Origin of the sequence: Paraglaciecola aquimarina (assembly GCF_032464635.1) — a bacterium.
Taxonomy (GTDB): domain Bacteria; phylum Pseudomonadota; class Gammaproteobacteria; order Enterobacterales; family Alteromonadaceae; genus Paraglaciecola; species Paraglaciecola aquimarina.
Genome location: NZ_JAWDIO010000002.1, coordinates 462,842 through 484,241, shown reverse-complemented (window position 1 = coordinate 484,241; position 21,400 = coordinate 462,842). Strand labels below are relative to the sequence as shown.

Below are 21,400 nucleotides of genomic sequence, written 5' to 3'. Positions count from 1 at the left end.
AATCCTAACGTTTTACTGTTTGTATGTATTCGACAATGCTATTGATGGAGTGCAAGTGTTTTCGAGATTCCTTGGAACCTTCCACTTTAATTCCAAAATTTTCTTTGAGCACTAAGGCGAGTTGTAGTGCATCGAGTGAGTCTAAGCCGACATTAGATTTTTTGCCGAATAGAGGTTCGTCGTCTGTTATTTCTTGCCATGACATATCATCTTCTTTATCGCATTCAACTATGATCAACTGCTTTAATTGTTTTTTTAATTCGTCTAATTCCATAGTAGTTCCCTAATCTTACGGCTAAATAATAGTGACGATACCGCTAAACACATCACACTGAACAGACAAAGTTTAATAATATTTGTCCCAGACTCAATAAATGGCGTGTCAACCATGTTCAGTTTAATCAATTGTGCTGACCAAAACATAGGAGAAAACTGCGCTATATTTTGCAAAGCCTCTGGCATTATATCAAATGGCACCATAAAACCACTTAGCGCGGCGAGAATTATGTTTATCCCTCCACCTACCACTATGGCTTGCTCAAAACTATTCACCATAGCAGCGAAAATTGCGGCAAAACATACCGCACTTAAACAGATAAATAGGCCCATAGGTAGTAATGTTAAAATTTGCTCATAGTCAATGGGTGGTGAATCTACAATTAACGGCACTAACCTTAAGCCAATCAGAGTTAATAGCAAAAATTGTAAAATACTGATGCAGTAAAAAGCGCTTAGTTTACTGAAAAAATAGCGATGCATACTAATCGGAAATGTCTTTAATCTAATTAAGGTGCCGCTATGTGCCTCGTTAATTAAGGTAAGCGAAATCGGTAACACGATAAAAAAATACCGAATACCAGCCAAGAAGGGATGCTTATTGCCACCGTGGGTACTAACTTACTTTCTTGGGTTGAGTCAATTAATTGGGCGGTTGCCGTTTGTTGTATGATTAAATCCATTTGCTGTTGAATAGGCAAAGTGTTGTCTAATTCTTCAGTGTCTAACATGTATAAATGTAGTTTCACTCTAGCAAACGCTAGTTGTAGGTGCTGATTAATCAACGCTTGCAGGGGTAAAGAGCTGCGAGACTGATATTCAATCGCCAGAATACTCTGTGTGTTGTTGGCTAGTATGTTTTCACCGAAATGCTGATCAAAACTAATTATCGCGCTGGCTTGTGTAGGATCGGGCGTTAAGCCGTAACCTAAATTATCCAGATATTTGAGGTACAAGGTTTCGGCTTGTCCGGCTGAATTCGGCTCTACCATCAAGCTTACAGAATCTAAAATGTCTGCCTGGCGTCCGCTCATGGCTACTGTCATGATAATCATAAACGCTAAAGGCATTAAAAATAATACTGCTAGACTGTGCAAGTCACTAAAAACGATTACCAGTTCTTTTTTAATGCTCTGTAAAATCATCTTGTGCCATTAATTTTAGATAGTGTTCAGTAAGTGAGTGTTTACCATATTGTAAGCTTTCAATCTCTATTTTATGTTTTTCAGCGAACTGAATAATGTCACAGACTACACGCTCTGAACTGATATTGCAGGTAAAAACACTGTTTTGCCTAAGGGTGTTGCTTGGCTGCAGTGTATTCTCTATATCTGAATTTAATTCAGTGATAAGTGTGTGGGATACTGGTTTGCTAAAGCTTATTTGCAGTGACTTATGTGCTGAGTCTTGCTCAAAGTAAATTGCCCGGCCTTGTTTTAAAATAAATATTTGGTCGCAATGGGATTGAATTTCACTGAGCATATGCGAGGTAAATATAATGGTTTTACCTTGTCGTTTCAGGCAATTAATTAGTGTCAATATGGCATTTCTTGATACGGGATCGACACCTACGGTTGGTTCGTCTAAGAATAAAATTTGCGGATCTTTGAGTAACGCGATGGCTAAGTTTACCCTTCGTTTGAAACCGCCTGACAAAGCCGAAGTTTTAGTGTCTAACACTTCTTGCAACTGACATTGTTGAATGACTCTTTCAATCGTTTGCTGCTGTTGTTTGGTATTTAACGCGCATAGGCTAACAAAATACTCTAGGTTTTGGCGCACTTTTAATTGACTATAGAATGCATATTCTTGGGGGACTAAGGCGATATGCTGCTTAATAAATTTGTCAGTGAACGGGTTGGATTGATCTTGCTGAGTAAACTTAATACTGCCGTTGCTAGGAGCCAATAAGCCAGACAAAATCGATAGAAGTGTTGATTTACCTGCTCCGTTTGGTCCAATGAGACCCAAACAACTTCCAGCCTCGATCTTAAGATTAACCGTGTCCAGTGCTAATTGATTATTTCCTTGGTAGCGATAACTTAGGTTTTCAACTTCAAGTCCAAGCATGGGTATCAATTACATCCTTTACATGTAATGAGTAGCGAATGTTACCAATAACCTAGTGGACATTACGCATGAAATAACGGGGTATTAAGTAGAATGCTACTGAGATAGGCAAATCGGCATTTTACAAAGTTAATGCAAAATGCCGGCAGGATAATCTTGCTTTAAGGGAGTGTAACGGCAGTGCCTTTCAAGGCGACCCCACTTAGAAAAGTACCCGCTCCACATTCAAATTCAGTACTACTAACAAATTCATTGTGTTTATAGTTTGACTTTATGTCTACTACAGCATTCATGCCCTTTTTAAGAGCACCTTCTTGTAAAGCTTTTAAAGCTGAAAGTAATACCCACTCACAGGCTTCTTGGTCTGATTTATTGAACGCGTTAGTTTTTTTATTAGTCGACATCTCACCATAGGTCTTCACTGGTGTGGCGTGTGGTTGACCCGCAAAATAGATCGGTATATCCAACAATGCCTGTTTAGCTTTTTCTGAACTCAAAAGAGGTTCGATTGGAAATTTAAGACGGTCATCTCTGGCCGCTGCATTCATCGATAAAAAAAGACAAGACACTAAACAAACTAACGTAATTTTCATGGGTTCATCCTGATTGATTTGATTGAATTACAATGAGGTGTAATCTGAACATTTATTGCTTTCAGATTCAATATTTAATCAATATTTTCAATTTCAATTTTATACTGGTCGCGATGATGAAGCATACTATTGAATCGTTTATTTTGGGTGACTGAAAATACTAATTCTTGACCTATGAAAAACTGCCTAATGTGGCTTTTATCGGGTTTATTTTTTAGCTGCATGCCTTGTAAGCCTAGCTGAATATCTTCTTCTGGCCAATTTGATAATTGGTAATAGGCTAGCAGTTGTTCAGCTTGGATATCTGGCAATACAATGCTGGTTGTTAACCTTACTTCGGTATTTGGCTGCCACGATAATTGAAACAGCTGAATGCCTGATTGGCTAAAGCCTACCATATTGATTTGGTTATTTTGTAGTTCGGTTTGTACCAACAATACATGTTTGGTATCGGGCCCTGTGACTGTGAGTTTTTGCAATGACACTTGGCCGTCAAACTTTGTAGGGATTGGCTGTAACACATAATGGCTATCCTCTCCCAAGGTCCACTTGTGCAGGTGAGTATTGTAAAACCTGACAAGCATTCAGCACAATCAATAATAGGATGAGGCAAGTAAGCTTAAGTCGTTTAGGTTGGCAATTATTGAGCATGTTTCGTTTTGTCTAGTAGTGATACTGGCAGCATCAAGCACAGCAGCCAAGCGATAAATACGCCAATTAAAATGGTCAAGCCAAATTGTAAAATGGCTGGTGTGCTGCTGAAAATAAACATTCCAAATGCTAAGCCAGATGTCGCGGCGGATAACCCGACTGCTTTGATAACATGAGGTTGGCGACCATGTTCGCGCAAAAATACTGCGTAATCCACACTGAGCGCAACAATCAAAATGCAGCCTAGTAAGTTGAAAATAGTAACATAGCCTAAAATTATATGGCTCAAAGCCAATGAACTGAATGCTGTGACTATAGGCAATGTAGCCAATAGCGCTCCCCTAATTAGCCCGTATCGAATGGTCATTAATAGTAGCAGAGCGACGACAGCAGCGGCCAAAAAGTACAGGATGTAAGTGCGTAGCTTGGTCAATGCCGAGCTAAACTTTGCAGGTTGATCAAAGTAATAAATTGGGAAGTCTAGCTGTTGTTGAATGCTATGCAAAAACACCTCATCTATTGGCCCCATGTAGCTCAATATACCGGTCGTTTTGTCGTGTTTTTGAGTGATGCTTGGGAATAACGCTGTCACTTGTTCAGGTACTTGTTTCAGTGTCATAAACTCAGTATCGCAACTGGCTAATTGCGTAAGTGTTTGTGCCGGAATATAGGTAGAGATGGTACTAAGTTGTTGATGTTCTAGACCAGTTAACAACCATTGGCAATTTTGCTGCTGGGTGTTGATTGAAGGTAGCCATTGGTCTATTCCACGTAGTTCAAACTCGCCTTGGGTGTGGGATTCAATTACTCGCCTAATTTGCTCAAATCTCTCTAACAACTGTTGTTGATTGCTGCCATGGGTATAGATAAATCTCGGATATTGTTGGTTACCAATGATTTTATTGACTATTTTTTCGTTTTCGAGCAAGTGTTTAGGGCTGCTATTGAACACGTTGATATCATCTTGAAAATACCAATTCGGTAGCGTAACTAGGCTACTGAATATAAGTACAGCCAACAGCACTTTAAAGCCTTTCACCGGTTGTATTAGTTGCTTAGGGTGTGCAAATTGATTGTTAGTGGTTTGTATTTTTGTCTGCTTACTCTGAGCGTGCCATGGCCAATGGGTAATGAGTGTTAAGCCAGTTAATATGGTGAAGCCTAAACCTGCGGCAACAAATACCGCGACTTGTTGTAAAAGTGGAATAGGTAAAAGTAGTAGCAGTAAATAACTGACTAAAGTTGTACCACCGCTGACTAAAATGGCCGTTGCAATATATTTTGTTAGTGGCTGTTTTCTAAGTCCTGTATGTTTGGCGGTTAGCAAAATGTGGTAACCATAATCAACAGCTATGCCGATTAAGCTAACCGAAAAGACTAATGACAGCAGATGAATTGTGTCAAACAGCAAAGTCAATGCCAGCATGCCCGCTAACATCGCGCTGCCAATTAGTAGGCTAATGCAGAGTAAGGGCTGTATGTTTCTAAAGCTAATAAATGTCAGAAGCAATACGCCTAATAAGGATAATCCACCAAATAGCTGCATTTCAAAACTAGCCTGAGCTGTAATCGCAGCTGAGTGAAATATAAAACCACTGGTGTAAAGGGTCATATCCTTTGCTTTATTGGTCGCGATGACTTGATTTACCAGATCAATGGTATCGACCACTTTGTCCATTGAAGTGGCAGTGCGAGCAAAATCCAAAAATAGCGGGTAATACCTCAAGCCATCTTGCTCGGTATAAATGAAATTCCCATCTTGTTGCCAAGCAGAGTGAGTCAATTTATCAGAAAACCAATCCGCCAAATTTAGCAATGGCGCTTGGTCAATGGTTAGCGAGACCAATGGATTAGTGGGACCACTGAGCATTTGCAGGTAATTGTTAACGATATAGGTGTAGTTGTCGGCATGGCGTGCTTCTGTGGCCTTAGTGACTCAAAAAAGCCAGGGGATAGTGTGCGTAAGCAGTAGTCAAGCGTTGAATATCAAAGCTCTGACTAGGATCCGTCGTTGCGGTAATGACGATATCTTGGGTTAATAGCTGTTGGCGAATTTTGCTTAAGCTTAACCGAGTGGTGTGTGGGTTAGGGTGTTGAACTAATAGTAAGGCTTTTGTTTCGAAAGGCGCTGCAGCGGCTTTAGTTAAATCATCAATATCTTCACCTAAGTTCAATACATTCATGATATTGGCATCAAAAGCAATATCTTGCTGAATCACTTTGTAGCCTAATGTGGCAAACATACCGCAGGTTAGTAAAAACCACGGGACTAAAATGTGCAAACTGCTATTTTTTAACCACGGCATTAACTAATCAACCACAGGGGGAATGGGGCTAGGAGTGAGCGAGATAACAGTTAAATTGCCGCTCACTTCATCTAACTCTATTTGTTGTAACTCCTTTGCTACAACTGTTAAATTGATCTGCTTGATTATGCTTTGGATCTTAGGATTCAACGGCGACAGGGATAATCCGGAAGGGGTCTCTTGCATCGTGAATTGCTGGGTCAATAAGGTTTTATCGGCACTAAAAATAGACAGTAACAACTGACTAAAACTGACATCAGAGGTGATCAACTTGGTGCTACCATCGCTTTCAATTTCAGACACACCTTGTTTGTTGATCAACAGCTGATTATCGACTGGTTGTAAGGTATGCCAGCGTAAGCCTGAGTCTTGGGAGTAGTGATATTGACCTTTGGTAACGAAAGGTCTGCTTAAGGCTTTTATGTGTTTTTCTTGAACAAAACGGCCACTTTGATTGTTTGCGGTTAACCAAGACAATTCAATGCTTAAAGCGGTAAAGGTAGGAAATAACAATATTAATAAAAAAGCTACAAACCGCTGCATTATTCTTCCTTTCAACGAGCCTAGTTTAATGTTTGTGTTTGACGGTCTGTCTTATTAGCCATTCAGCGGCGCCTAATATTCCCATTAACACGTACGAAATCACGCCATTATATAGCGTCCAAGTTTGCATGTCGCTATACATGCAAGTGTAAAAAGAGATACTGCCATTTAACACGAAGAATAGACACCAAGCTATAGTGACTTTGCGTGCATATTTTACTCCCGCCGGCGAAAAGTCGTTGTTAGTTAAGCGAGCGAGGCGTTCTATCACGGTAGGGGGAAATATCAGCGAGTAAGCAAATAAGCATAAAAATATCAGACTCACGGCAACCGGATAAAAACGTATGCCGAATTGTGAATCTGTAAACAAAGAAAAGGTAAGTAAGATGAGTACAGCTAGAAACATCAACTTTACATGCTTCTCTTGCTTAGCCTTGGATTTATAAACAGCAAAGCGTAAAACTAATAAGCCCATTAAGACCCCAGCAACCACACTTGGGCTGGTATACTGCAAGCCTAAATAGGCCAATATTGGATATAATAGTGTGAGCGCAGTTAATAAAATCGGCAAGGCTAGCTCAACTATTCGAATTGCGGTAAATAGATGAAAAGTTAGCCGTGTCAGCTTGGAATAGCCCTTCTATATCACGGGTTAATTGGCGCACTGATTTGCTTGCTGTGCCTGTATCGTAAGGGCTAATCTCTACTTCATCCAATGCGACCAATTTCATGTGTATTTTACGTTTAGGAACTTTGTACCAAGGCCAACCTTTGGTCAGGGCTGGTGGCGTGACTTCAATTAACACTCGTTGAAAATTGGTCGCGCAACGTAACGCTATGTTTGCCGCGCCTCGTCTGAAATTAAGGGCTGTGCCAGGCTTGGTTCTGGTGCCTTCTGGGAAGATAATGAGTGTGCTACCTTGTTGTAAAGATTTTTCACAGTCTTTAATTAGTTCCTCTGGATCGGCATTACTGATATAGCCAGTATTTCGAATGACGCCACGGGTAAATACGTTTTCTAATAAGTTTTGCTTTACGATGCAGTCAGCATTTCGCACTATGGAAATGAGTACAACCACGTCAATCAGTGACGGGTGATTGGCAATTAAAATTTTACCTTGCAGATTCTTGAGTTTATCTAAACCCTTAGTGTCGAATTTACACACTCCCACTGCGTACATCAGCCAAACAAAGCTCTTGAACGTCAAGTGCACAGCATAACGGCAAGATTTCTTACGTTGTGCCTCATTGTTCTTATATATAAGGCCATAAAACGGCAGCCAAGTTGCAGCAATAATTATCCCACCTATACCAAACATGGCAAAGCAAAATCCCGTTGCAAACAAGCGCCAAGTTCGATCTAGATATTTCATACTCTGTGCTCGGTGTTGGTGTTGGTGTTCTTGGATTGTGGTTTCAAGTACATTTAAGTTAAGAACCTGATACGCGCATAAGCAGCATACACAAAATTTTTATATTCTTGAAGCTAGGTCAGCAGCTTGCTGAATAGCTAACATCGCATCTAGTTTTTTCACTTGCTTGGCGCCACCAATATGGTGGTAGGGTACAGTCAAATGTTGCAAGTTAACACTCGGATTACTTTCTTGCCCAGCACACACCACTATTGAGTCCACTCCTAAAATAAGGTGTTTTCCTCGGTTTTCTATGTGTAAGCCTTGTGCGCTAATTTTTTGATAATTGGCTTTTGATATCGTTTTAATTTTCTGTCGCTTGAGTTCTTCTCTATGGATCCAAACCGTGGTTTGTCCTAGTCCCGCTCCAGGTTTTCGTACTGAACGTTGTAACATGGTAATGGTTGATTCTTGGCTTGAGTCAGTATCTGTTAAGGTCAAGCCGCCTTCATGTTTGTTGCTTAGATCAATTCCCCAATGTTCAGCGAATTTCTTACTTTGCTCGGCTAAGGGGAGGTGCTCAGTGTCCGTACTAGTTAATTTAGCGACAACGTCAAAGGCGATGCCTCCGGTGCCAATAATTGCGACTTTTTCACCGGTATCGACTTTGTCTTGTAGCACATCAATATAATTAAATACTGGGAGTTCAGATGTACTAGGAATATCCAATGCCTTAGGTTGGGTACCAGTGGCAATCACTACTTCATCAAAATGGTTGAGTTGAATGTTACTCGGTGCACAACTCAATTCAAGCTCAACTGAAGAGCGTTTAATAGTGACATTCAAATAGCGAATAAATTCATTAAATTCAGATTTTCCGGGCACCTTTGCCGCCAACGCTAGCTGGCCACCGATATTTGCAGATTGTTCAAACAAGGTCACGTGGTGGCCTCTTTGTGCGGCATAAATTGCAAACATAGCACCGGCGGGACCAGCACCGACAACTGCGATATTCTTAGGTGTACTCGTTGGCCTAAAGTGCAAAATGGTTTCAAATGCGGCGCGAGGGTTAACTAAGCAACTGGCGATCTTGCCTTCAAAAATATGGTCAAGGCAGGCTTGATTGCAAGCAATGCAAGTATTGATGGTGTCGGCTGCATTGGCTTGCGCCTTGTTTACAAAATGGCTGTCTGCTAACAGTGGCCTAGCCATGGAGACCAAATCAGCGTCACCATTTTGTAAAATGCTTTCTGCTACGGCAGGTGTGTTAATTCGGTTGCACGCAACAACGGGTACCGTTACATGTTTTCTAACGCTCGCGGTGACCTCGGTGAAAGCCGCTCTAGGCACACTACTGGCAATAGTAGGGATTCTGGCTTCATGCCAACCTATACCACTATTAATGATATTTACCCCTGCTGTTTCAAGCGCCTTAGCCAAGGCAATGACTTCTTCAATATTATTGCCGTTGGTGACCAGCTCAATCATAGATAAGCGGTAAATGATGATAAAATCCATACCTAAACTGGCTCGAATACGACGTACTATTTCCAGTGGAAAACGACTTCGATTTTCGAAGCTGCCGCCCCATTTATCAGTGCGGCTATTAGTGCGAGTACTGGTAAACTGATTGATCAAGTACCCTTCTGAGCCCATGATTTCTATGCCATCGTAGCCAGCCTGTTTGGCTAATTTGGCGCAATTAACAAAGTCGGTAATTTGTTGTTCAATTTCTTCATCGGTTAATGGGTGTGGCACGAAAGGGACAATGGGGGCTTGGATGGCGCTAGGAGCAACCAACTGACTATGATAACCGTAACGACCTGCATGTAAAATCTGCAAACAAATTTTAGTTGGGTATTGATGAACCGCTTGGGTGACTAATTGATGTGGTGGGATATCTTGTTCGGTTTTTAGGATGGCGCGATTTGAAGCAAGCACACCTGTTTCATTGGGTGACACGCCGCCGGTGATAATCAACCCCACACCACCTGCTGCTCTTTCTGCGTAAAACTGAGCTAAACGCTGAAAACCTTCTGGCTGCTCTTCTAAATTAGTATGCATTGAACCCATAATGATTCTATTGCTTAGTGTAGTGAAACCTAAACTTAGCGGTGACAGCATTTTGGGATAAGACATATTGGATCTAAGGACGAGAATAACAGGCGCCTAGTTTAACATGGATTTTATAAGTTGCTTCATTTGCAGTGTGCATAATTCACTTTTGTAAACGTTAAGTTTGATTGATAAGTTAATGCATTATCCCTCGGTAGTTATTACTATTAGCCGCTATTTGAGGTAACACTGAGTGGATACACTAAATTGTGATAAACGAGCTAACTGACGAATTTCATTTGTATAGCGCGGATCTTCGCGATATCTGGGTAACAGATGAAGAAATATTCTCGCGCTTGAACTCGTTAGACAAGCAGCGCTACCATGGCTTTTAAAAGTAAAGCTAAAAAACGGCAGTTCGGTTTGGCTCGGTATCTAATTAAGTACTGTTTACAGGCAAGGTTTGCTATTCCCCTAGAGCATGACTATCAATTAGTCGATTACCAGAACTGGCTGCTAGCAAATGACAAAAAGTGTTTTTATGTATCTATCAGTCATAGCCAACATATTGTTGCGGTGGTTGTCTCTGACAAGGAATGTCATTTGGGAGTGGATGTTGAACAACATAAGCAACGAGATTTTGCAGCGTTGGCCACGATGTTCATGACAGCGAAAGAGCGAGGAATTTTGCAATCCAGTGCGGAGCAAAGTGCAGTATTTTATCGTTTGTGGACAGCGAAAGAAGCCTATTTTAAAGCTGTGCGTATTCCAACGATTGAATTGTCGCAAGTGGACTTGTCTCAATGTTTGATTGATGGCAATGTAAAAGTAAAGGGGTATCAGTACCATTATCAAACCTTAGGGCAAAATGACTATAGCTTAACGGTGCTCAGTCAGACACGGTTTAATGGTAAAGTACAAGGTATCGGCGAGGGGATTGAAAGCAAATGTCGACCGTTGTGAATAATGTAGTTTAATAAATGGATGAACAATATTTTGAGTGAAAAAAGTAGCGGGTTAACGTTTCAAATTGCTAAATGTGTCGCTTGGGCGCCGGGCGTTGAAACTGACGTTGAATGGCGATCTTGGGCAGCAGGCGAACGGCCGTTTTTAGATGAAAGTGCGCTACCTGCTTTAAAATCGGTTCCGCCTATGCAAAGGCGTAGACTCAGCCCTTTTGCTAAAGTCAATTTGCATTGTGCCCTTGAAGCAACCGAGCATCAGCAAGGGGATTTGCCTTGTGTGTTTTCTTCTCGTCATGGAGATCTAAATCGCACCACTGGTTTAATTGAAAACGTCGCCCAGAAAGAAGATTTATCACCAACTCAATTTGGTCTGTCGGTACACAATGCAGTATCAGGTTTGTATAGTATTTATACTAAAAATCATGCACCAATTTCTGCTGTGGCAGCAGGTGAAACGAGTTTTATGGTGGGCTTGGTGGATGCAGTCGCTAAATTACATGCCAATCAATTGGATAAAATACTGTACGTATTTGCGGATTGGGTGGTACCAGATTGCTATGCCTCTTATGTTGGGGCTGAGAAAACAGTGGGAGTAGGATTGTTGCTTGAAGCGCCTAATAATGAAGGCGAACAAATGATAATGGGCTGTGATGGTACGACAGACGGTAAAGTCTCTGAAAACCAAGCGTTAGATTTTTTGTCATTTTATTATTCAAGTACAAACAGTTGGACCACACAGATCAATCAGCAGCTATGGCGTCTTACTAAGACTTAATTTTCCGTAGTTTTGGTCTGAGCAGTCTATTTTTGCTGTTAGCATTAGTTGCTAATAGTGCATTGATTGGTATCATTAGCGACATATCAGAGGGCGAGTGGGTGATATACTGTATTTCGGTTAAGCCAATCACTTTTTACGCCCTTTAACACTAATAATAAAAAGGAAGTTTTATGAGCGCTCTTATTCTAGAGATTAAAACCCTAATCATTGATGCACTGGATTTAGAAGATGTCACCCCAGAAGATATCGAAGATGAAGCCCCGTTATTTGTTGATGGTCTAGGATTAGATTCTATCGATGCCCTAGAATTAGGGGTGGCGATTAAAAAAGCATATAACGTTAAAATAGACGGTAATACTGATGAAAGTAAAAAGTACTTTTATTCGGTAAAAAGTCTGCATGATTTTGTATTAGCAGCCAGAGCGGCAGGATAGAAAGCAAATGAATTCAGAACAAATATTGAAAATGGTGAAAACCATCTTAGTGGAAGAGTTTGAAACTGATGAAGCTGCAATAGTACCTGATGCAAATATCTATGAAGATTTAGACATAGACAGTATCGATGTGGTTGATTTGGTAGTGAGACTAAGAACAGAAACAGGTAAAGTTATTCAGCCTGAAAACTTTAAACAAGTTCGTACTATTAAAGACTTAACCGACGCTCTAGAAGATATGATGCAAAGCGACTAGAGTGGTGCTGGCAATAAAAGGGTAATGCTATAATCAGGGAATAGATTAGCGTTTCCTGTTTTTTTGCTTATTACAAACAAAAAAGCCGCTCACTTTATGCGAACGGCTTTAGACTGAATAAGCACTTATAGGTGCATAACAGACTACAAATCGAATTACTTCTTAGAAAGACCAGCAAAACGTTTGTTAAATTTATCAACACGACCACCAGTGTCTACGTTACGTTGCTTACCAGTGTAAAAAGGATGGCAAGAAGAACATACGTCTAGGTTAATGTCTTTTTTCAAAGTAGAACGTACTTTGATTACATTTCCGCAAGAACAGTTTGCAGTCATTTCTTGATAATCAGGATGGATATCTTGTTTCATGGGTTACCTTATTTCGTCAGGCCGCATCGCTATTCAACCCGAAGTTGAACACCATACGATAATTAAATTAAAAAGCTTTGTGGCTTGCCGCAAAGTGGCGCGCATATTAATGTAAGGGGCTGACGCGATCAAGGATTTTGTTGTTTTTATCGCCATTTTCTTATTTTTACAGGTTTAGTTGTACTTAATGTCAATACTTCGCATCGCACTTCCCATTCCTAAAAGACAGCTATTTGATTACTTAGCAGTAGACGTTATGCCTAAAATAGGGGCGCGGGTGCGGGTGTCGTTTGGCCCCCGTAAATTAATTGGCGTGGTATGGGAGATAGGACAAGAGTCGGCTTGGGAAGTAGGCAAACTCAAAGCTATCCAAGACATTATTGATGATGAGCCTATATTTGATGAAACCCAACGTAAACTCTGCACATGGTTAGCCCAGTACTATAAACACCCTATTGGTGATGTCGTACAAAGTGCAATGCCAGTGGCATTACGTAAAGGTGAATCCAGTTTACCGAAGCCCATTGAGTTTTATTCAGCGACAGCGCTAGGCAAAAAGACTGAGTTAACCAGTTTATCCCGTGCACCCAAACAGCAAGCTCTATTGAGTGAGTTACTCGCAGGTGACTGTCTTAAAGCAAAAGTAAAAGAGCAATTTGGTGCGGCCGCAAGTAAAGCCCTGATCGACAAAGGTATCATTGAAGTGCTTGAAAAGCAGCCTTCTAGCATTTCGACTTGGCAACAGTCTTTAATTATTCAAGACAAGCCAAATGCCAACGTTGAACAAGCGCTGGCGATTAGTAGTATTGAGGCTAAGTTAAGCGAGTATGCTTGCTTTTTACTCGATGGCATTACCGGCAGCGGTAAAACGGAAGTGTATTTACAGGCCATAGAGCCGATACTACAACAAGGTAAGCAAGTACTCATCTTGGTCCCAGAAATTGGGTTGACCCCTCAAACAGTGCACAGGTTTAGGTATAGATTTGGTATTGATGTGGGCGTACTGCATTCTGGTTTGACAAATAATGAACGCCTACTTGTTTGGCAAAAAAGTGCTAAAGGCCAACTAGGTATAGTCATTGGCACACGTTCCGCAATTTTTACGCCCATGCTCAACCCTGGTCTACTGATTGTCGATGAAGAGCATGATGCTTCTTATAAACAACAAGATGGCTTACGTTATCACGCCAGAGATTTAGCTGTGGTTAGGGCGCATGCAGAGCAAGTACCCCTTATTTTGGGTTCGGCTACGCCGGCGCTAGAAACACTGAATAACGCCTTAACTGGTAAGTACCATCACTTGACGTTACATCAACGAGCAGGGAATGCGTCAGTGGCAAGCCAACAAGTGTTTGATATTCGCCAGCAGCCTCTTAAGTTTGGTATTGCCCAAGGAATGTTAGACAGGATGAAGCAACACCTGCAGCAAGGATCGCAAGTGATGTTGTTTATCAACCGTCGGGGTTATGCACCTGCACTGGTATGTCATCAATGTGGTTTTGTTGAACAATGTACCCGCTGTGATAAGCCATTTACGTTACATAATCAGTTATACAAATTGCAGTGTCATCATTGTGGCAATGCCAAAAGTATTCCAAGCAGTTGTCAGCAATGTCATTCTACTGAACTGACCGCAATGGGGGTAGGGACTGAACAGTTGGAGCAAGGGTTAACAGCGTATTTTCCTGAGTTCAGCAATATTCGAATTGATAGCGACAGTGCTAGAGGTAAAAGTAAACTAGATAAGATGCTTAGTAGTATCAATAATAATGAACATCAAATATTGATTGGCACGCAGATATTGTCTAAAGGGCATCATTTTCCGAATGTTACCATGGTGCTGATTATGGACGTTGATGGCGCGTTATTTAGTGCTGATTATCGTGCCGCTGAAAATTTGGCGCAATTGATTACCCAGCTAGCGGGTAGAGCGGGGCGGGCCGAAAAGCCCGGAGAAATGTGGTTGCAAACCCATGATCCGGGGCATCCTTTGCTGCAAGACTTAATTAACAATGGCTATGCCCATTTTGCCAAATATGCGCTGTTAGAAAGGCAACATGGGAATTTACCGCCATTTACTTATCAAGCATTGTTTAAGGCACAAGCATTAAGTGCCCAAGACGCCCACTCTTTTTGCAAAATGTGGCGCAGCTCTTTAATCAAGCGCCAAGGTGTATCTTGTATTGGACCCATTCCCGCTTTAATGGAAAAAAGGCAAGGACAATATCGTATGCAATTGCTATTGCAGAGTAATCAGCGTAGCAGTTTGCAACGGGCACTTGGACAGCAACTAAATCAAATTGAGACCTTATATTTGGCAAATAAAGTACGCTGGTCTTTAGATATTGATCCACAAGATTTCAGTTGAGTTAATTTTAATGAGTAAATGCAAATATCTATTTACTCAACATATAGTCAAGGTAAGATTGGGTGCCTTAGATAGTTAGCAATACATTGGAATACTTTTTTCATGCCCCAAAAAGATTATGTAGCCCGAGGGCAAAACAATAAACAAGCCCCTGTACCGGCAAAATCAAAATTTCCGATATTCAGTATGATTATTATCTTGGCTTTGGTTGCAGGCTTTGCCTATTTCCTGTGGAGTCTTAAAGAAAATGCGCCAGCGCAGCAAAAGGCCTTGGTTGCAGAAACGACTAAAAAACAAAAGTCGGAAGATGACTTGCCAGAGATCCCTGAAGAAGAGTGGGAGTTTATTAAGAGTTTACCCGAATACACAGTTGAAATTGAAAACAAACAACAAGATGACCCAATTATATTGCGGTTAATGCAATGTGGTTCATTCCGCAAAAAGTCACAAGCAGAAGAGCTCAGAGCGAGAATTGCATTCCAAGGTTTAGAGGCCCAAGTAAAAACCAAATCTGGTCGCTGGTATCGCGTCATATTAGGTCCATACGAAAATAAACGTTTAGCCGAAAAAGACCGTCATACTTTACAACGCGCCAAAATCATTGGTTGTAAAATTTGGAACTGGAACTTGTAATCTTCTTCAGTGGATAATTAATAGCGTTGTTCTGGGCCTTACTTAAACCCACCTAGACTCGCCCTACGTGTCAATTTATTAATAGGGGTTGGTTAAATACTATGGCTGTTTATGCATTTCGTTGACAGCCTCTAAACGTGTTGCAAAAAGACAAATCTTACCTCCATATTGTCATTTTACCTTGAAAAGCCGGCATCTCTCCCCACATCTAGCTCATAACGCGCACTTTAGTTTGTTTAATTAATGGCTAGCGCCCAACTGACAATATATTTGTCTCGAAATTTTTTAAGGAATTTTAGTGACTACTATCGTATCTGTACGTCGAAATAATCAAGTGGTAATAGCGGGTGATGGCCAAGTGTCATTGGGCAATACTGTAATGAAAGGCAATGCCAAGAAGGTACGCCGTTTATACAACAACAAAGTTTTAGCGGGGTTTGCTGGTGGTACCGCAGATGCCTTCACTCTGTTTGAAAGATTTGAATCTAAGTTAGAAATTCATCAAGGTAACTTAACCCGAGCTGCGGTAGAGATGGCGAAAGACTGGCGTACCGACCGTATGTTGCGCAAGCTTGAAGCATTGTTAGCAGTTGCCGATGAAACCGCCTCTTTTATCATTACCGGTAATGGTGATGTTGTGCAGCCAGAAAATGACTTAATCGCTATTGGCTCTGGCGGTAATTTTGCTCAATCGGCCGCTATGGCCTTGTTAGACAATACCGAACTGTCGGCCAAAGAAATTGCCCAGAAAAGTTTGACCATTGCGGGTGATATATGCGTCTTCACTAACCACAGTCAAACGATCGAAACAATCGATTATTAAGTACTCATATTTAAGTCAGGCGACGTGTTGAATACGTTGTTTTACTGTCAAAAGAAAAGGTTTTAATTATGTCAGAAATGACCCCAAGAGAAATTGTACACGAACTAGACGGCCACATTATTGGTCAACAAGATGCAAAACGAGCGGTGTCTATTGCTTTAAGAAATCGTTGGCGTCGAATGCAGCTTGAAGCAGACTTACGTCAAGAAGTAACACCTAAGAATATTTTAATGATAGGCCCAACAGGGGTAGGTAAAACTGAAATAGCCCGTCGTTTAGCTAAATTAGCCAACGCTCCGTTTATAAAGGTAGAAGCAACAAAATTTACTGAAGTGGGGTATGTTGGTAAAGAAGTCGAAACTATTATACGTGATTTAGCTGACATCGCTGTCAAAATGACGAAAGAGCAAGCTACCAGCAAAGTTAAATTTAGAGCAGAAGAAGCGGCTGAAGAGCGCATTTTAGATGCGTTGTTGCCCCCGCCAGAAAACGCTTTTGGCGAAAAAGAACAAGCTCAAGATAGCGGTACTCGGCAAGTATTTCGCAAGAAATTACGTGAAGGTCAGTTAGACGACAAAGAAATTGAGCTTGATGTGGCGGCTCCTCAGGTTGGCGTCGAGATCATGGCTCCCTCTGGCATGGAAGAAATGACCAATCAACTACAAGGGATGTTTCAAAACTTATCTGGTAAAGAGAAGAAAAAGAAAAAACTTAAGGTTAAAGAAGCCCTAAAGCTATTAATAGATGAAGAAGCAAGCAAGTTGGTTAATCAAGAAGACTTAAAAGCCACAGCTATAGAATCGTTAGAGCAAAATGGCATAGTATTCATTGATGAGATCGACAAAATCTGTAAGCGAGAAGGCAACAGCAGTGGCGGTGATGTTTCTCGTGAGGGTGTGCAAAGAGATTTGCTGCCTTTGGTTGAAGGTTCTACCGTATCGACGAAACACGGCATGGTAAAAACGGATCATATCTTGTTTATTGCTTCTGGCGCATTTCAGATGAGTAAGCCGTCTGATTTAATCCCTGAGTTACAAGGTCGATTGCCTATTCGTGTCGAGTTAGAAGCATTAACTGCCCATGACTTTGTGCGTATATTGACCGAGCCTAATGCCTCGTTAACCGAACAATATGTAGCGCTTCTAAAAACCGAAGGGGTTAACGTAGAATTTACTGAAGATGGTATTGAACGTATTGCTAATGCCGCGTGGCAGGTAAATGAACGCACCGAAAACATCGGAGCAAGGCGTTTACATACTGTGATGGAGAAATTGATGGAAGATATTTCTTATGATGCGTCAGAAAAAAGTGGTGAGTCTATATCGATAAATGCCGACTATGTGAACTCACACCTAGATGCACTAGTTGAAGATGAAGATTTAAGTAGATTTATTCTATAACTGTTCGCTGTTTTCAATTTGGAAACTTAAAAATGCCGCTTATTTGAAGCGGCATTTTTGTATGTCATTTAATATCGTGATGTTAACCCCCTCAGAATCACATCACTCGCCGGTATTTGTCCAAAATGGATTGGTGTGACTTACAAATTCTTTTCTATCGTCCCTTGTGTCTTAACCATAATGGGTTTAAGTTTTACCTATTAGGGAAAGCGAGCTGATTATTTTTTAATCAACCGATTCCTAAATTAATGTATTATTTTCATTCGCTTATGCTTGCACAGGCTAATAAATAGTCCATAATGATTGTTAAATTTTTGTAAAGAGCTTCCTTAAATGTCACTAACAAATACACATTCAAGCATGCGTAATACTGTAAAAATTTACTCTAAATTGGCTGTAGCGGTATTGACCTTGCAACTAGCCTTAGTTCCCACTGCTAATTCATTTGAAGTGCTCTCAGCACAGGAATTAGCCTCTCATTGTGCAATCCTTAAATCCGACCCTAGGGGTGCCGATGGTCAGTTTTGTGTCCGTTATATACAAGGCTTTATTGATGGTGCTATCGCCACCGATGCCCGAGTTATGTTAAACGCTGAAAATAACGCGCCTGGAAACGAATCGTACGCTGAGCGAGCGATGCGTACTCGTATGCTAGGCCGTATTGAACTTTCCCGAGCTGCAAAATTAGCCGGTTTTTGTTTAGGCGATCCCTTACCTTTAAAGAATGTGGTTAAGGTTGTTGCTGCCGATATAGCGACGAGCTTAAGTACAGAAGAAAAAAGTAAACCGGCTATGGATGCTGTCTATAAATCACTGATAAAGAATTACCCTTGCAAATAATGAAAATACCTAAAACGAGCCTAAATCCACAGCATGGAAAAGCAAAAGTTTCGTCTATTTTACTTTTATTGCTAGTGCTAGCTGTATCTTGGCTACTTTGGTCGGGACTATATAAACCGCTACTGATTGGGTTGGGCGCATTTTCTTGTTTGCTTAGCACATACTTAGCTCATCGAATGGGTTTTTTCAGGCATCATAAAGCTCTATTAAGGCTGATGCCTCGTCTACCTGGTTATTGGCTGTGGTTGTTACGAGAGATCATTGTTTCAAGTATCGATGTGGCTAAGCTTATTTTAAAACCTTCCATGCCTATCAGCCCTACTGTAGTAGAAATTGATGCCGCAACTAAGACCGATGTGGGGCAGGTGATTTTAGGGAACTCTATCACTTTGTCACTACAGGCACAGTGACTTTAGATGTACACGATGGTAAATTATTAATCCATTGCTTGACCGTTGAAAGCGCGCAAGAATTACAAAAGGGTGAGGCTAATCGTCGAGCAGCAGCTTTGGAGCGAAAATAAATATGTACATAGTCGTGTCTATTGCGATTTTGGTAACCATGGTTTTAGCCTTGTTACGAGCTCTAAAGGGACCAAGCGTATACGACCGAGTGCTGGCGGTGAATGTGTTTGGTACCAAGACTGTATTGTTATTATCTGTGCTAGCATTTTTTTATGGCCGACCTGATTTTCTTGATCTTGCATTAGCCTATGCATTGGTCAATATGGTGGGTGTACTTGCTGTATTAGAATATTTTCAAAACCGCACCAAGAGAAAATCGGAGGCTCAAGATGATTGATCTTGTATTAGATATTCTCAGTTGGATCCTACTGGTGCTAGGCGGAGCCTGTGTGTTGATAGGTGGCGTCGGAGGCTTACGCCTACCGAATTTTTATACAAGAATCCATGCCGCTAGCTTGACCGATACGATGGGAACTATTTTGATTTTTGTTGGCATAATGCTTCAGGCTGGCTTGACCTTGGCTGCTTTGAAGTTGTTTGCAATCGTATTGTTTTTGCTACTTACTGGGCCTACAGCTACTTATGCACTTGCAAATGCAGCTCTGTTGTCTGGTATTAAGCCTGACGCTGGTGCTGTTAGTGATGACCCTGATGAAGAGGCGTCAAAATGATTTTTGTCTTTGCTGTTTTCCTACTCACGTTACTTGTCATTACGGCGATAGCTATTGTGCGTACAAAAGATTTGTTTGTAGCCGTAATGCTTACATCAATATTCAGTTTGCTTATGGCTGCCAACTTTTTCATTTTAGACGCGGCTGATGTTGCACTAACAGAAGCTGCGGTAGGGGCGGGAGTGACGACGGTTATTTTACTTTGTGCTTTATCTTTAACCGATGATCGAGAAAAGCCCCGTAAGGGTGGCCGTTGGGTGGCTTTTAGTGCGGTCGGTATTTTAGCCATGTTAATCATTTACGCTACGTTTGATAAACCTCGACTTGGCGATCCAGAAGCGCCAGTACATCAACATGTGGCGCCTTGGTATCTAGAAAAAACACCCGAATATATCGACATACCTAATGTAGTGACGGCAATTCTGGGGAGCTTTCGAGGCTACGACACACTGGGCGAGGTGTTTGTTGTTTTTGCTGCTTGTATCGGTGTTTTATTTATCTTAGGTGTTAGCCCTGCCAGAAAGCCCTCTCAGGTAATAGAGAAAAAAAGTGGTTTACGACATCATTTAATCCCACAAGTCGTGGGCCGGCTGGTCATTCCGTTTATCGTGTTATTTGGTCTTTATGTGCAATTTCATGGTGAGTACGGGCCAGGTGGAGGATTTCAGGCCGGTGCAATCATCGCCACTGGCGTGATTCTTTACGCTTTGCTCGAAGGTGGTCCAGCTGCGCTACGGGCTATTCCCCGTGCTGTATTACTTGGTATGGTTGTCGGTGGGGCGTTGCTGTATGGCGGAGTAGGCGTGGTGTGTATGCTAATGGGCGGCGCTTTCTTAGACTATTCAGTACTGGCTGCGGATCCCGTGGCTGGCCAACACCTAGGTATTTTATTAATTGAGGCAGGGGTGGGGATGGCTGTTTGCGGTGCATTGCTGTCTATTTATCATACGTTCGCTTCCCGAGAGAGATTTTCATGAAGTTTTTGGAATTATTAGGTTATTTTAATTATTGGGTGTTTGCGATAATTTTGACGGTAGGGTTGTTTGCCGTCATTAGTAAAGCCAACCTCATCAAAAAATTAATTGGCTTGTCAATTTTTCAATCTGCGGTGTTTCTGATGTATATCACTATGGACAAAGTGGAAGGCGGTACCGCGCCAATTATACAAGCCGGCGTAGAAAACCAAATTTTTTCTAATCCCTTGCCCCAAGTATTAATCCTGACAGCTATTGTTGTCGGTGTGTCCACTTTGGCATTGGGCTTAGCGTTAGTAGTACGTATCAATGAATGTTATGGCACGATAGAAGAAAACGAAATTTTGGACGCTGACTAAACACTATGGATTTATTAGCCCACCTTCCTGCTCTACAAGTTGTGGTGCCCATGTTATCGGCGCCGCTGATGGTAATGTTACAACCACGGGGCTTAGCTTGGGCTGGGGCGACTGCTACCGCGTTGGTTAGTTTTGCTATTGCAATTGCCCTTACGTTAGCTGTGTTAGATGGGCATGTCATCGAATATGCCATGGGGGGTGGCCAGCGCCTTTCGGAATAA

Annotated in this window: 28 protein-coding genes; 15 read left to right on the top strand and 13 right to left on the bottom strand. The window is 41.5% G+C overall.

The features are described from left to right. Positions 1-4 precede the first annotated feature (4 nt). The 12 genes from RS130_RS02995 to RS130_RS02940 all read right to left on the bottom strand — a co-directional run bounded on the left by RS130_RS02995 (position 5) and on the right by RS130_RS02940 (position 9,930). Positions 5-274 (bottom strand): phosphopantetheine-binding protein, encoded by a 270-nt coding sequence (locus tag RS130_RS02995; RefSeq protein ID WP_316024735.1) that lies wholly within the window; start codon positions 272-274, stop codon positions 5-7. After that, on the bottom strand, positions 265-837 hold the full coding sequence (locus RS130_RS02990) for an ABC transporter permease (protein ID WP_316024734.1): 573 nt from the start codon (positions 835-837) through the stop codon (positions 265-267). Before RS130_RS02990 ends, RS130_RS02995 begins: the two co-directional genes overlap by 10 nt. Beyond that, positions 813-1,421 (bottom strand): hypothetical protein, encoded by a 609-nt coding sequence (locus RS130_RS02985; protein ID WP_316024733.1) that lies wholly within the window; start codon positions 1,419-1,421, stop codon positions 813-815. The genes RS130_RS02990 and RS130_RS02985 overlap by 25 nt, the downstream gene beginning before the upstream one ends. Then, positions 1,402-2,346, bottom strand: a complete 945-nt coding sequence (locus RS130_RS02980) for an ABC transporter ATP-binding protein (protein WP_316024732.1) — start codon at positions 2,344-2,346, stop codon at positions 1,402-1,404. Before RS130_RS02980 ends, RS130_RS02985 begins: the two co-directional genes overlap by 20 nt. A 161-nt stretch (positions 2,347-2,507) precedes the next feature. Further along, positions 2,508-2,939, bottom strand: coding sequence for an excinuclease ABC subunit A (locus RS130_RS02975; protein ID WP_316024731.1), 432 nt, complete (start codon positions 2,937-2,939; stop codon positions 2,508-2,510). A gap of 74 nt (positions 2,940-3,013) precedes the next feature. Next, positions 3,014-3,460, bottom strand: a complete 447-nt coding sequence (locus RS130_RS02970; protein WP_316024730.1) for a DUF3261 domain-containing protein — start codon at positions 3,458-3,460, stop codon at positions 3,014-3,016. 119 nt (positions 3,461-3,579) lie between these two features. Continuing rightward, complete coding sequence (locus RS130_RS02965) at positions 3,580-5,460, bottom strand: MMPL family transporter (protein WP_316024729.1); 1,881 nt, start codon at positions 5,458-5,460, stop codon at positions 3,580-3,582. Positions 5,461-5,518: 58 nt separating this feature from the next. Further along, positions 5,519-5,896: a hypothetical protein gene (locus RS130_RS02960; RefSeq protein ID WP_316024728.1), complete on the bottom strand. Its 378-nt coding sequence runs from the start codon at positions 5,894-5,896 to the stop codon at positions 5,519-5,521. A gap of 3 nt (positions 5,897-5,899) precedes the next feature. Beyond that, positions 5,900-6,439, bottom strand: a complete 540-nt coding sequence (locus RS130_RS02955) for an outer membrane lipoprotein carrier protein LolA (RefSeq protein ID WP_316024727.1) — start codon at positions 6,437-6,439, stop codon at positions 5,900-5,902. Positions 6,440-6,464: 25 nt separating this feature from the next. Next, positions 6,465-7,010, bottom strand: coding sequence for a COG4648 family protein (locus RS130_RS02950; protein WP_316024726.1), 546 nt, complete (start codon positions 7,008-7,010; stop codon positions 6,465-6,467). Between the two features lie 7 nt (positions 7,011-7,017). After that, a complete protein-coding gene (locus RS130_RS02945; protein WP_316024725.1) occupies positions 7,018-7,812 on the bottom strand; it encodes a lysophospholipid acyltransferase family protein in 795 nt (264 codons plus the stop codon). A gap of 99 nt (positions 7,813-7,911) precedes the next feature. After that, complete coding sequence (locus RS130_RS02940) at positions 7,912-9,930, bottom strand: oxidoreductase (protein ID WP_316024724.1); 2,019 nt, start codon at positions 9,928-9,930, stop codon at positions 7,912-7,914. Positions 9,931-10,230: 300 nt separating this feature from the next. On the opposite strand from RS130_RS02940, the gene RS130_RS02935 reads away from it, so the two are divergent. The 4 genes from RS130_RS02935 (at position 10,231) to RS130_RS02920 (ending at position 12,279) form a co-directional block, all read left to right on the top strand. Continuing rightward, positions 10,231-10,809, top strand: a complete 579-nt coding sequence (locus RS130_RS02935; protein WP_316024723.1) for a 4'-phosphopantetheinyl transferase family protein — start codon at positions 10,231-10,233, stop codon at positions 10,807-10,809. A 33-nt stretch (positions 10,810-10,842) separates the two neighbouring features. Further along, the gene (locus RS130_RS02930; RefSeq protein ID WP_316024722.1) at positions 10,843-11,586 is read left to right on the top strand and encodes a beta-ketoacyl synthase chain length factor; all 744 of its coding nucleotides are present in this window, start codon (positions 10,843-10,845) and stop codon (positions 11,584-11,586) included. A gap of 173 nt (positions 11,587-11,759) precedes the next feature. Continuing rightward, entirely contained in the window at positions 11,760-12,023 is a 264-nt protein-coding gene (locus RS130_RS02925) for a phosphopantetheine-binding protein (RefSeq protein ID WP_316024721.1), read from the top strand. Positions 12,024-12,030: 7 nt separating this feature from the next. Continuing rightward, entirely contained in the window at positions 12,031-12,279 is a 249-nt protein-coding gene (locus tag RS130_RS02920; protein WP_316024720.1) for an acyl carrier protein, read from the top strand. A 155-nt stretch (positions 12,280-12,434) separates the two neighbouring features. Here RS130_RS02920 and rpmE read toward each other — a convergent pair whose 3' ends face one another. Further along, positions 12,435-12,647 carry a 50S ribosomal protein L31 gene (rpmE, locus tag RS130_RS02915; protein ID WP_316024719.1) on the bottom strand — a complete coding sequence of 71 codons (213 nt, stop codon included), beginning with the start codon at positions 12,645-12,647 and terminating at the stop codon, positions 12,435-12,437. Positions 12,648-12,834: 187 nt separating this feature from the next. Between rpmE and priA the strand changes: the two genes are divergently transcribed. The 11 genes from priA (at position 12,835) to RS130_RS02860 (ending at position 21,400) form a co-directional block, all read left to right on the top strand. Further along, positions 12,835-15,015, top strand: a complete 2,181-nt coding sequence (priA, locus tag RS130_RS02910) for a primosomal protein N' (protein ID WP_316024718.1) — start codon at positions 12,835-12,837, stop codon at positions 15,013-15,015. Positions 15,016-15,117: 102 nt separating this feature from the next. Further along, positions 15,118-15,648: an SPOR domain-containing protein gene (locus RS130_RS02905; RefSeq protein ID WP_316024717.1), complete on the top strand. Its 531-nt coding sequence runs from the start codon at positions 15,118-15,120 to the stop codon at positions 15,646-15,648. A gap of 298 nt (positions 15,649-15,946) precedes the next feature. Beyond that, a complete protein-coding gene (gene hslV / locus RS130_RS02900; protein ID WP_316024716.1) occupies positions 15,947-16,471 on the top strand; it encodes an ATP-dependent protease subunit HslV in 525 nt (174 codons plus the stop codon). A gap of 68 nt (positions 16,472-16,539) precedes the next feature. Next, entirely contained in the window at positions 16,540-17,871 is a 1,332-nt protein-coding gene (gene hslU, locus RS130_RS02895; RefSeq protein ID WP_316024715.1) for an ATP-dependent protease ATPase subunit HslU, read from the top strand. 333 nt (positions 17,872-18,204) lie between these two features. Beyond that, on the top strand, positions 18,205-18,711 hold the full coding sequence (locus RS130_RS02890; protein ID WP_316024714.1) for a Rap1a/Tai family immunity protein: 507 nt from the start codon (positions 18,205-18,207) through the stop codon (positions 18,709-18,711). Continuing rightward, positions 18,711-19,121 (top strand): Na+/H+ antiporter subunit E, encoded by a 411-nt coding sequence (locus RS130_RS02885; RefSeq protein ID WP_316027957.1) that lies wholly within the window; start codon positions 18,711-18,713, stop codon positions 19,119-19,121. Before RS130_RS02890 ends, RS130_RS02885 begins: the two co-directional genes overlap by 1 nt. 115 nt (positions 19,122-19,236) lie before the next feature. Further along, positions 19,237-19,512 carry an MrpF/PhaF family protein gene (locus tag RS130_RS02880; protein WP_316024713.1) on the top strand — a complete coding sequence of 92 codons (276 nt, stop codon included), beginning with the start codon at positions 19,237-19,239 and terminating at the stop codon, positions 19,510-19,512. Further along, the gene (gene mnhG, locus RS130_RS02875; protein WP_316024712.1) at positions 19,505-19,846 is read left to right on the top strand and encodes a monovalent cation/H(+) antiporter subunit G; all 342 of its coding nucleotides are present in this window, start codon (positions 19,505-19,507) and stop codon (positions 19,844-19,846) included. Before RS130_RS02880 ends, mnhG begins: the two co-directional genes overlap by 8 nt. Further along, the gene (locus RS130_RS02870) at positions 19,843-20,823 is read left to right on the top strand and encodes a DUF4040 domain-containing protein (protein WP_316024711.1); all 981 of its coding nucleotides are present in this window, start codon (positions 19,843-19,845) and stop codon (positions 20,821-20,823) included. Before mnhG ends, RS130_RS02870 begins: the two co-directional genes overlap by 4 nt. Beyond that, the gene (locus tag RS130_RS02865) at positions 20,820-21,179 is read left to right on the top strand and encodes a cation:proton antiporter subunit C (protein ID WP_316024710.1); all 360 of its coding nucleotides are present in this window, start codon (positions 20,820-20,822) and stop codon (positions 21,177-21,179) included. The genes RS130_RS02870 and RS130_RS02865 overlap by 4 nt, the downstream gene beginning before the upstream one ends. Positions 21,180-21,184: 5 nt before the next feature. Beyond that, positions 21,185-21,400, top strand: a complete 216-nt coding sequence (locus RS130_RS02860; protein ID WP_316024709.1) for a hypothetical protein — start codon at positions 21,185-21,187, stop codon at positions 21,398-21,400.

Bases quoted from the DNA above. Each gene is read 5' to 3' on its own strand.
- RS130_RS02995 (WP_316024735.1), bottom strand. From the start codon at position 274: ATGGAATTAGACGAATTAAAAAAACAATTAAAGCAGTTGATCATAGTT.
- RS130_RS02985 (WP_316024733.1), bottom strand. From the start codon at position 1,421: ATGATTTTACAGAGCATTAAAAAAGAACTGGTAATCGTTTTTAGTGAC.
- RS130_RS02980 (WP_316024732.1), bottom strand. From the start codon at position 2,346: ATGCTTGGACTTGAAGTTGAAAACCTAAGTTATCGCTACCAAGGAAAT.
- RS130_RS02975 (WP_316024731.1), bottom strand. From the start codon at position 2,939: ATGAAAATTACGTTAGTTTGTTTAGTGTCTTGTCTTTTTTTATCGATG.
- RS130_RS02965 (WP_316024729.1), bottom strand. From the start codon at position 5,460: ATGCTCAGTGGTCCCACTAATCCATTGGTCTCGCTAACCATTGACCAA.
- RS130_RS02960 (WP_316024728.1), bottom strand. From the start codon at position 5,896: ATGCCGTGGTTAAAAAATAGCAGTTTGCACATTTTAGTCCCGTGGTTT.
- RS130_RS02955 (WP_316024727.1), bottom strand. From the start codon at position 6,439: ATGCAGCGGTTTGTAGCTTTTTTATTAATATTGTTATTTCCTACCTTT.
- RS130_RS02945 (WP_316024725.1), bottom strand. From the start codon at position 7,812: ATGAAATATCTAGATCGAACTTGGCGCTTGTTTGCAACGGGATTTTGC.
- RS130_RS02940 (WP_316024724.1), bottom strand. From the start codon at position 9,930: ATGTCTTATCCCAAAATGCTGTCACCGCTAAGTTTAGGTTTCACTACA.
- RS130_RS02935 (WP_316024723.1), top strand. From the start codon at position 10,231: ATGGCTTTTAAAAGTAAAGCTAAAAAACGGCAGTTCGGTTTGGCTCGG.
- RS130_RS02925 (WP_316024721.1), top strand. From the start codon at position 11,760: ATGAGCGCTCTTATTCTAGAGATTAAAACCCTAATCATTGATGCACTG.
- RS130_RS02920 (WP_316024720.1), top strand. From the start codon at position 12,031: ATGAATTCAGAACAAATATTGAAAATGGTGAAAACCATCTTAGTGGAA.
- rpmE (WP_316024719.1), bottom strand. From the start codon at position 12,647: ATGAAACAAGATATCCATCCTGATTATCAAGAAATGACTGCAAACTGT.
- priA (WP_316024718.1), top strand. From the start codon at position 12,835: ATGTCAATACTTCGCATCGCACTTCCCATTCCTAAAAGACAGCTATTT.
- RS130_RS02905 (WP_316024717.1), top strand. From the start codon at position 15,118: ATGCCCCAAAAAGATTATGTAGCCCGAGGGCAAAACAATAAACAAGCC.
- hslU (WP_316024715.1), top strand. From the start codon at position 16,540: ATGTCAGAAATGACCCCAAGAGAAATTGTACACGAACTAGACGGCCAC.
- RS130_RS02890 (WP_316024714.1), top strand. From the start codon at position 18,205: ATGTCACTAACAAATACACATTCAAGCATGCGTAATACTGTAAAAATT.
- RS130_RS02885 (WP_316027957.1), top strand. From the start codon at position 18,711: ATGAAAATACCTAAAACGAGCCTAAATCCACAGCATGGAAAAGCAAAA.
- RS130_RS02880 (WP_316024713.1), top strand. From the start codon at position 19,237: ATGTACATAGTCGTGTCTATTGCGATTTTGGTAACCATGGTTTTAGCC.
- mnhG (WP_316024712.1), top strand. From the start codon at position 19,505: ATGATTGATCTTGTATTAGATATTCTCAGTTGGATCCTACTGGTGCTA.
- RS130_RS02870 (WP_316024711.1), top strand. From the start codon at position 19,843: ATGATTTTTGTCTTTGCTGTTTTCCTACTCACGTTACTTGTCATTACG.
- RS130_RS02865 (WP_316024710.1), top strand. From the start codon at position 20,820: ATGAAGTTTTTGGAATTATTAGGTTATTTTAATTATTGGGTGTTTGCG.
- RS130_RS02860 (WP_316024709.1), top strand. From the start codon at position 21,185: ATGGATTTATTAGCCCACCTTCCTGCTCTACAAGTTGTGGTGCCCATG.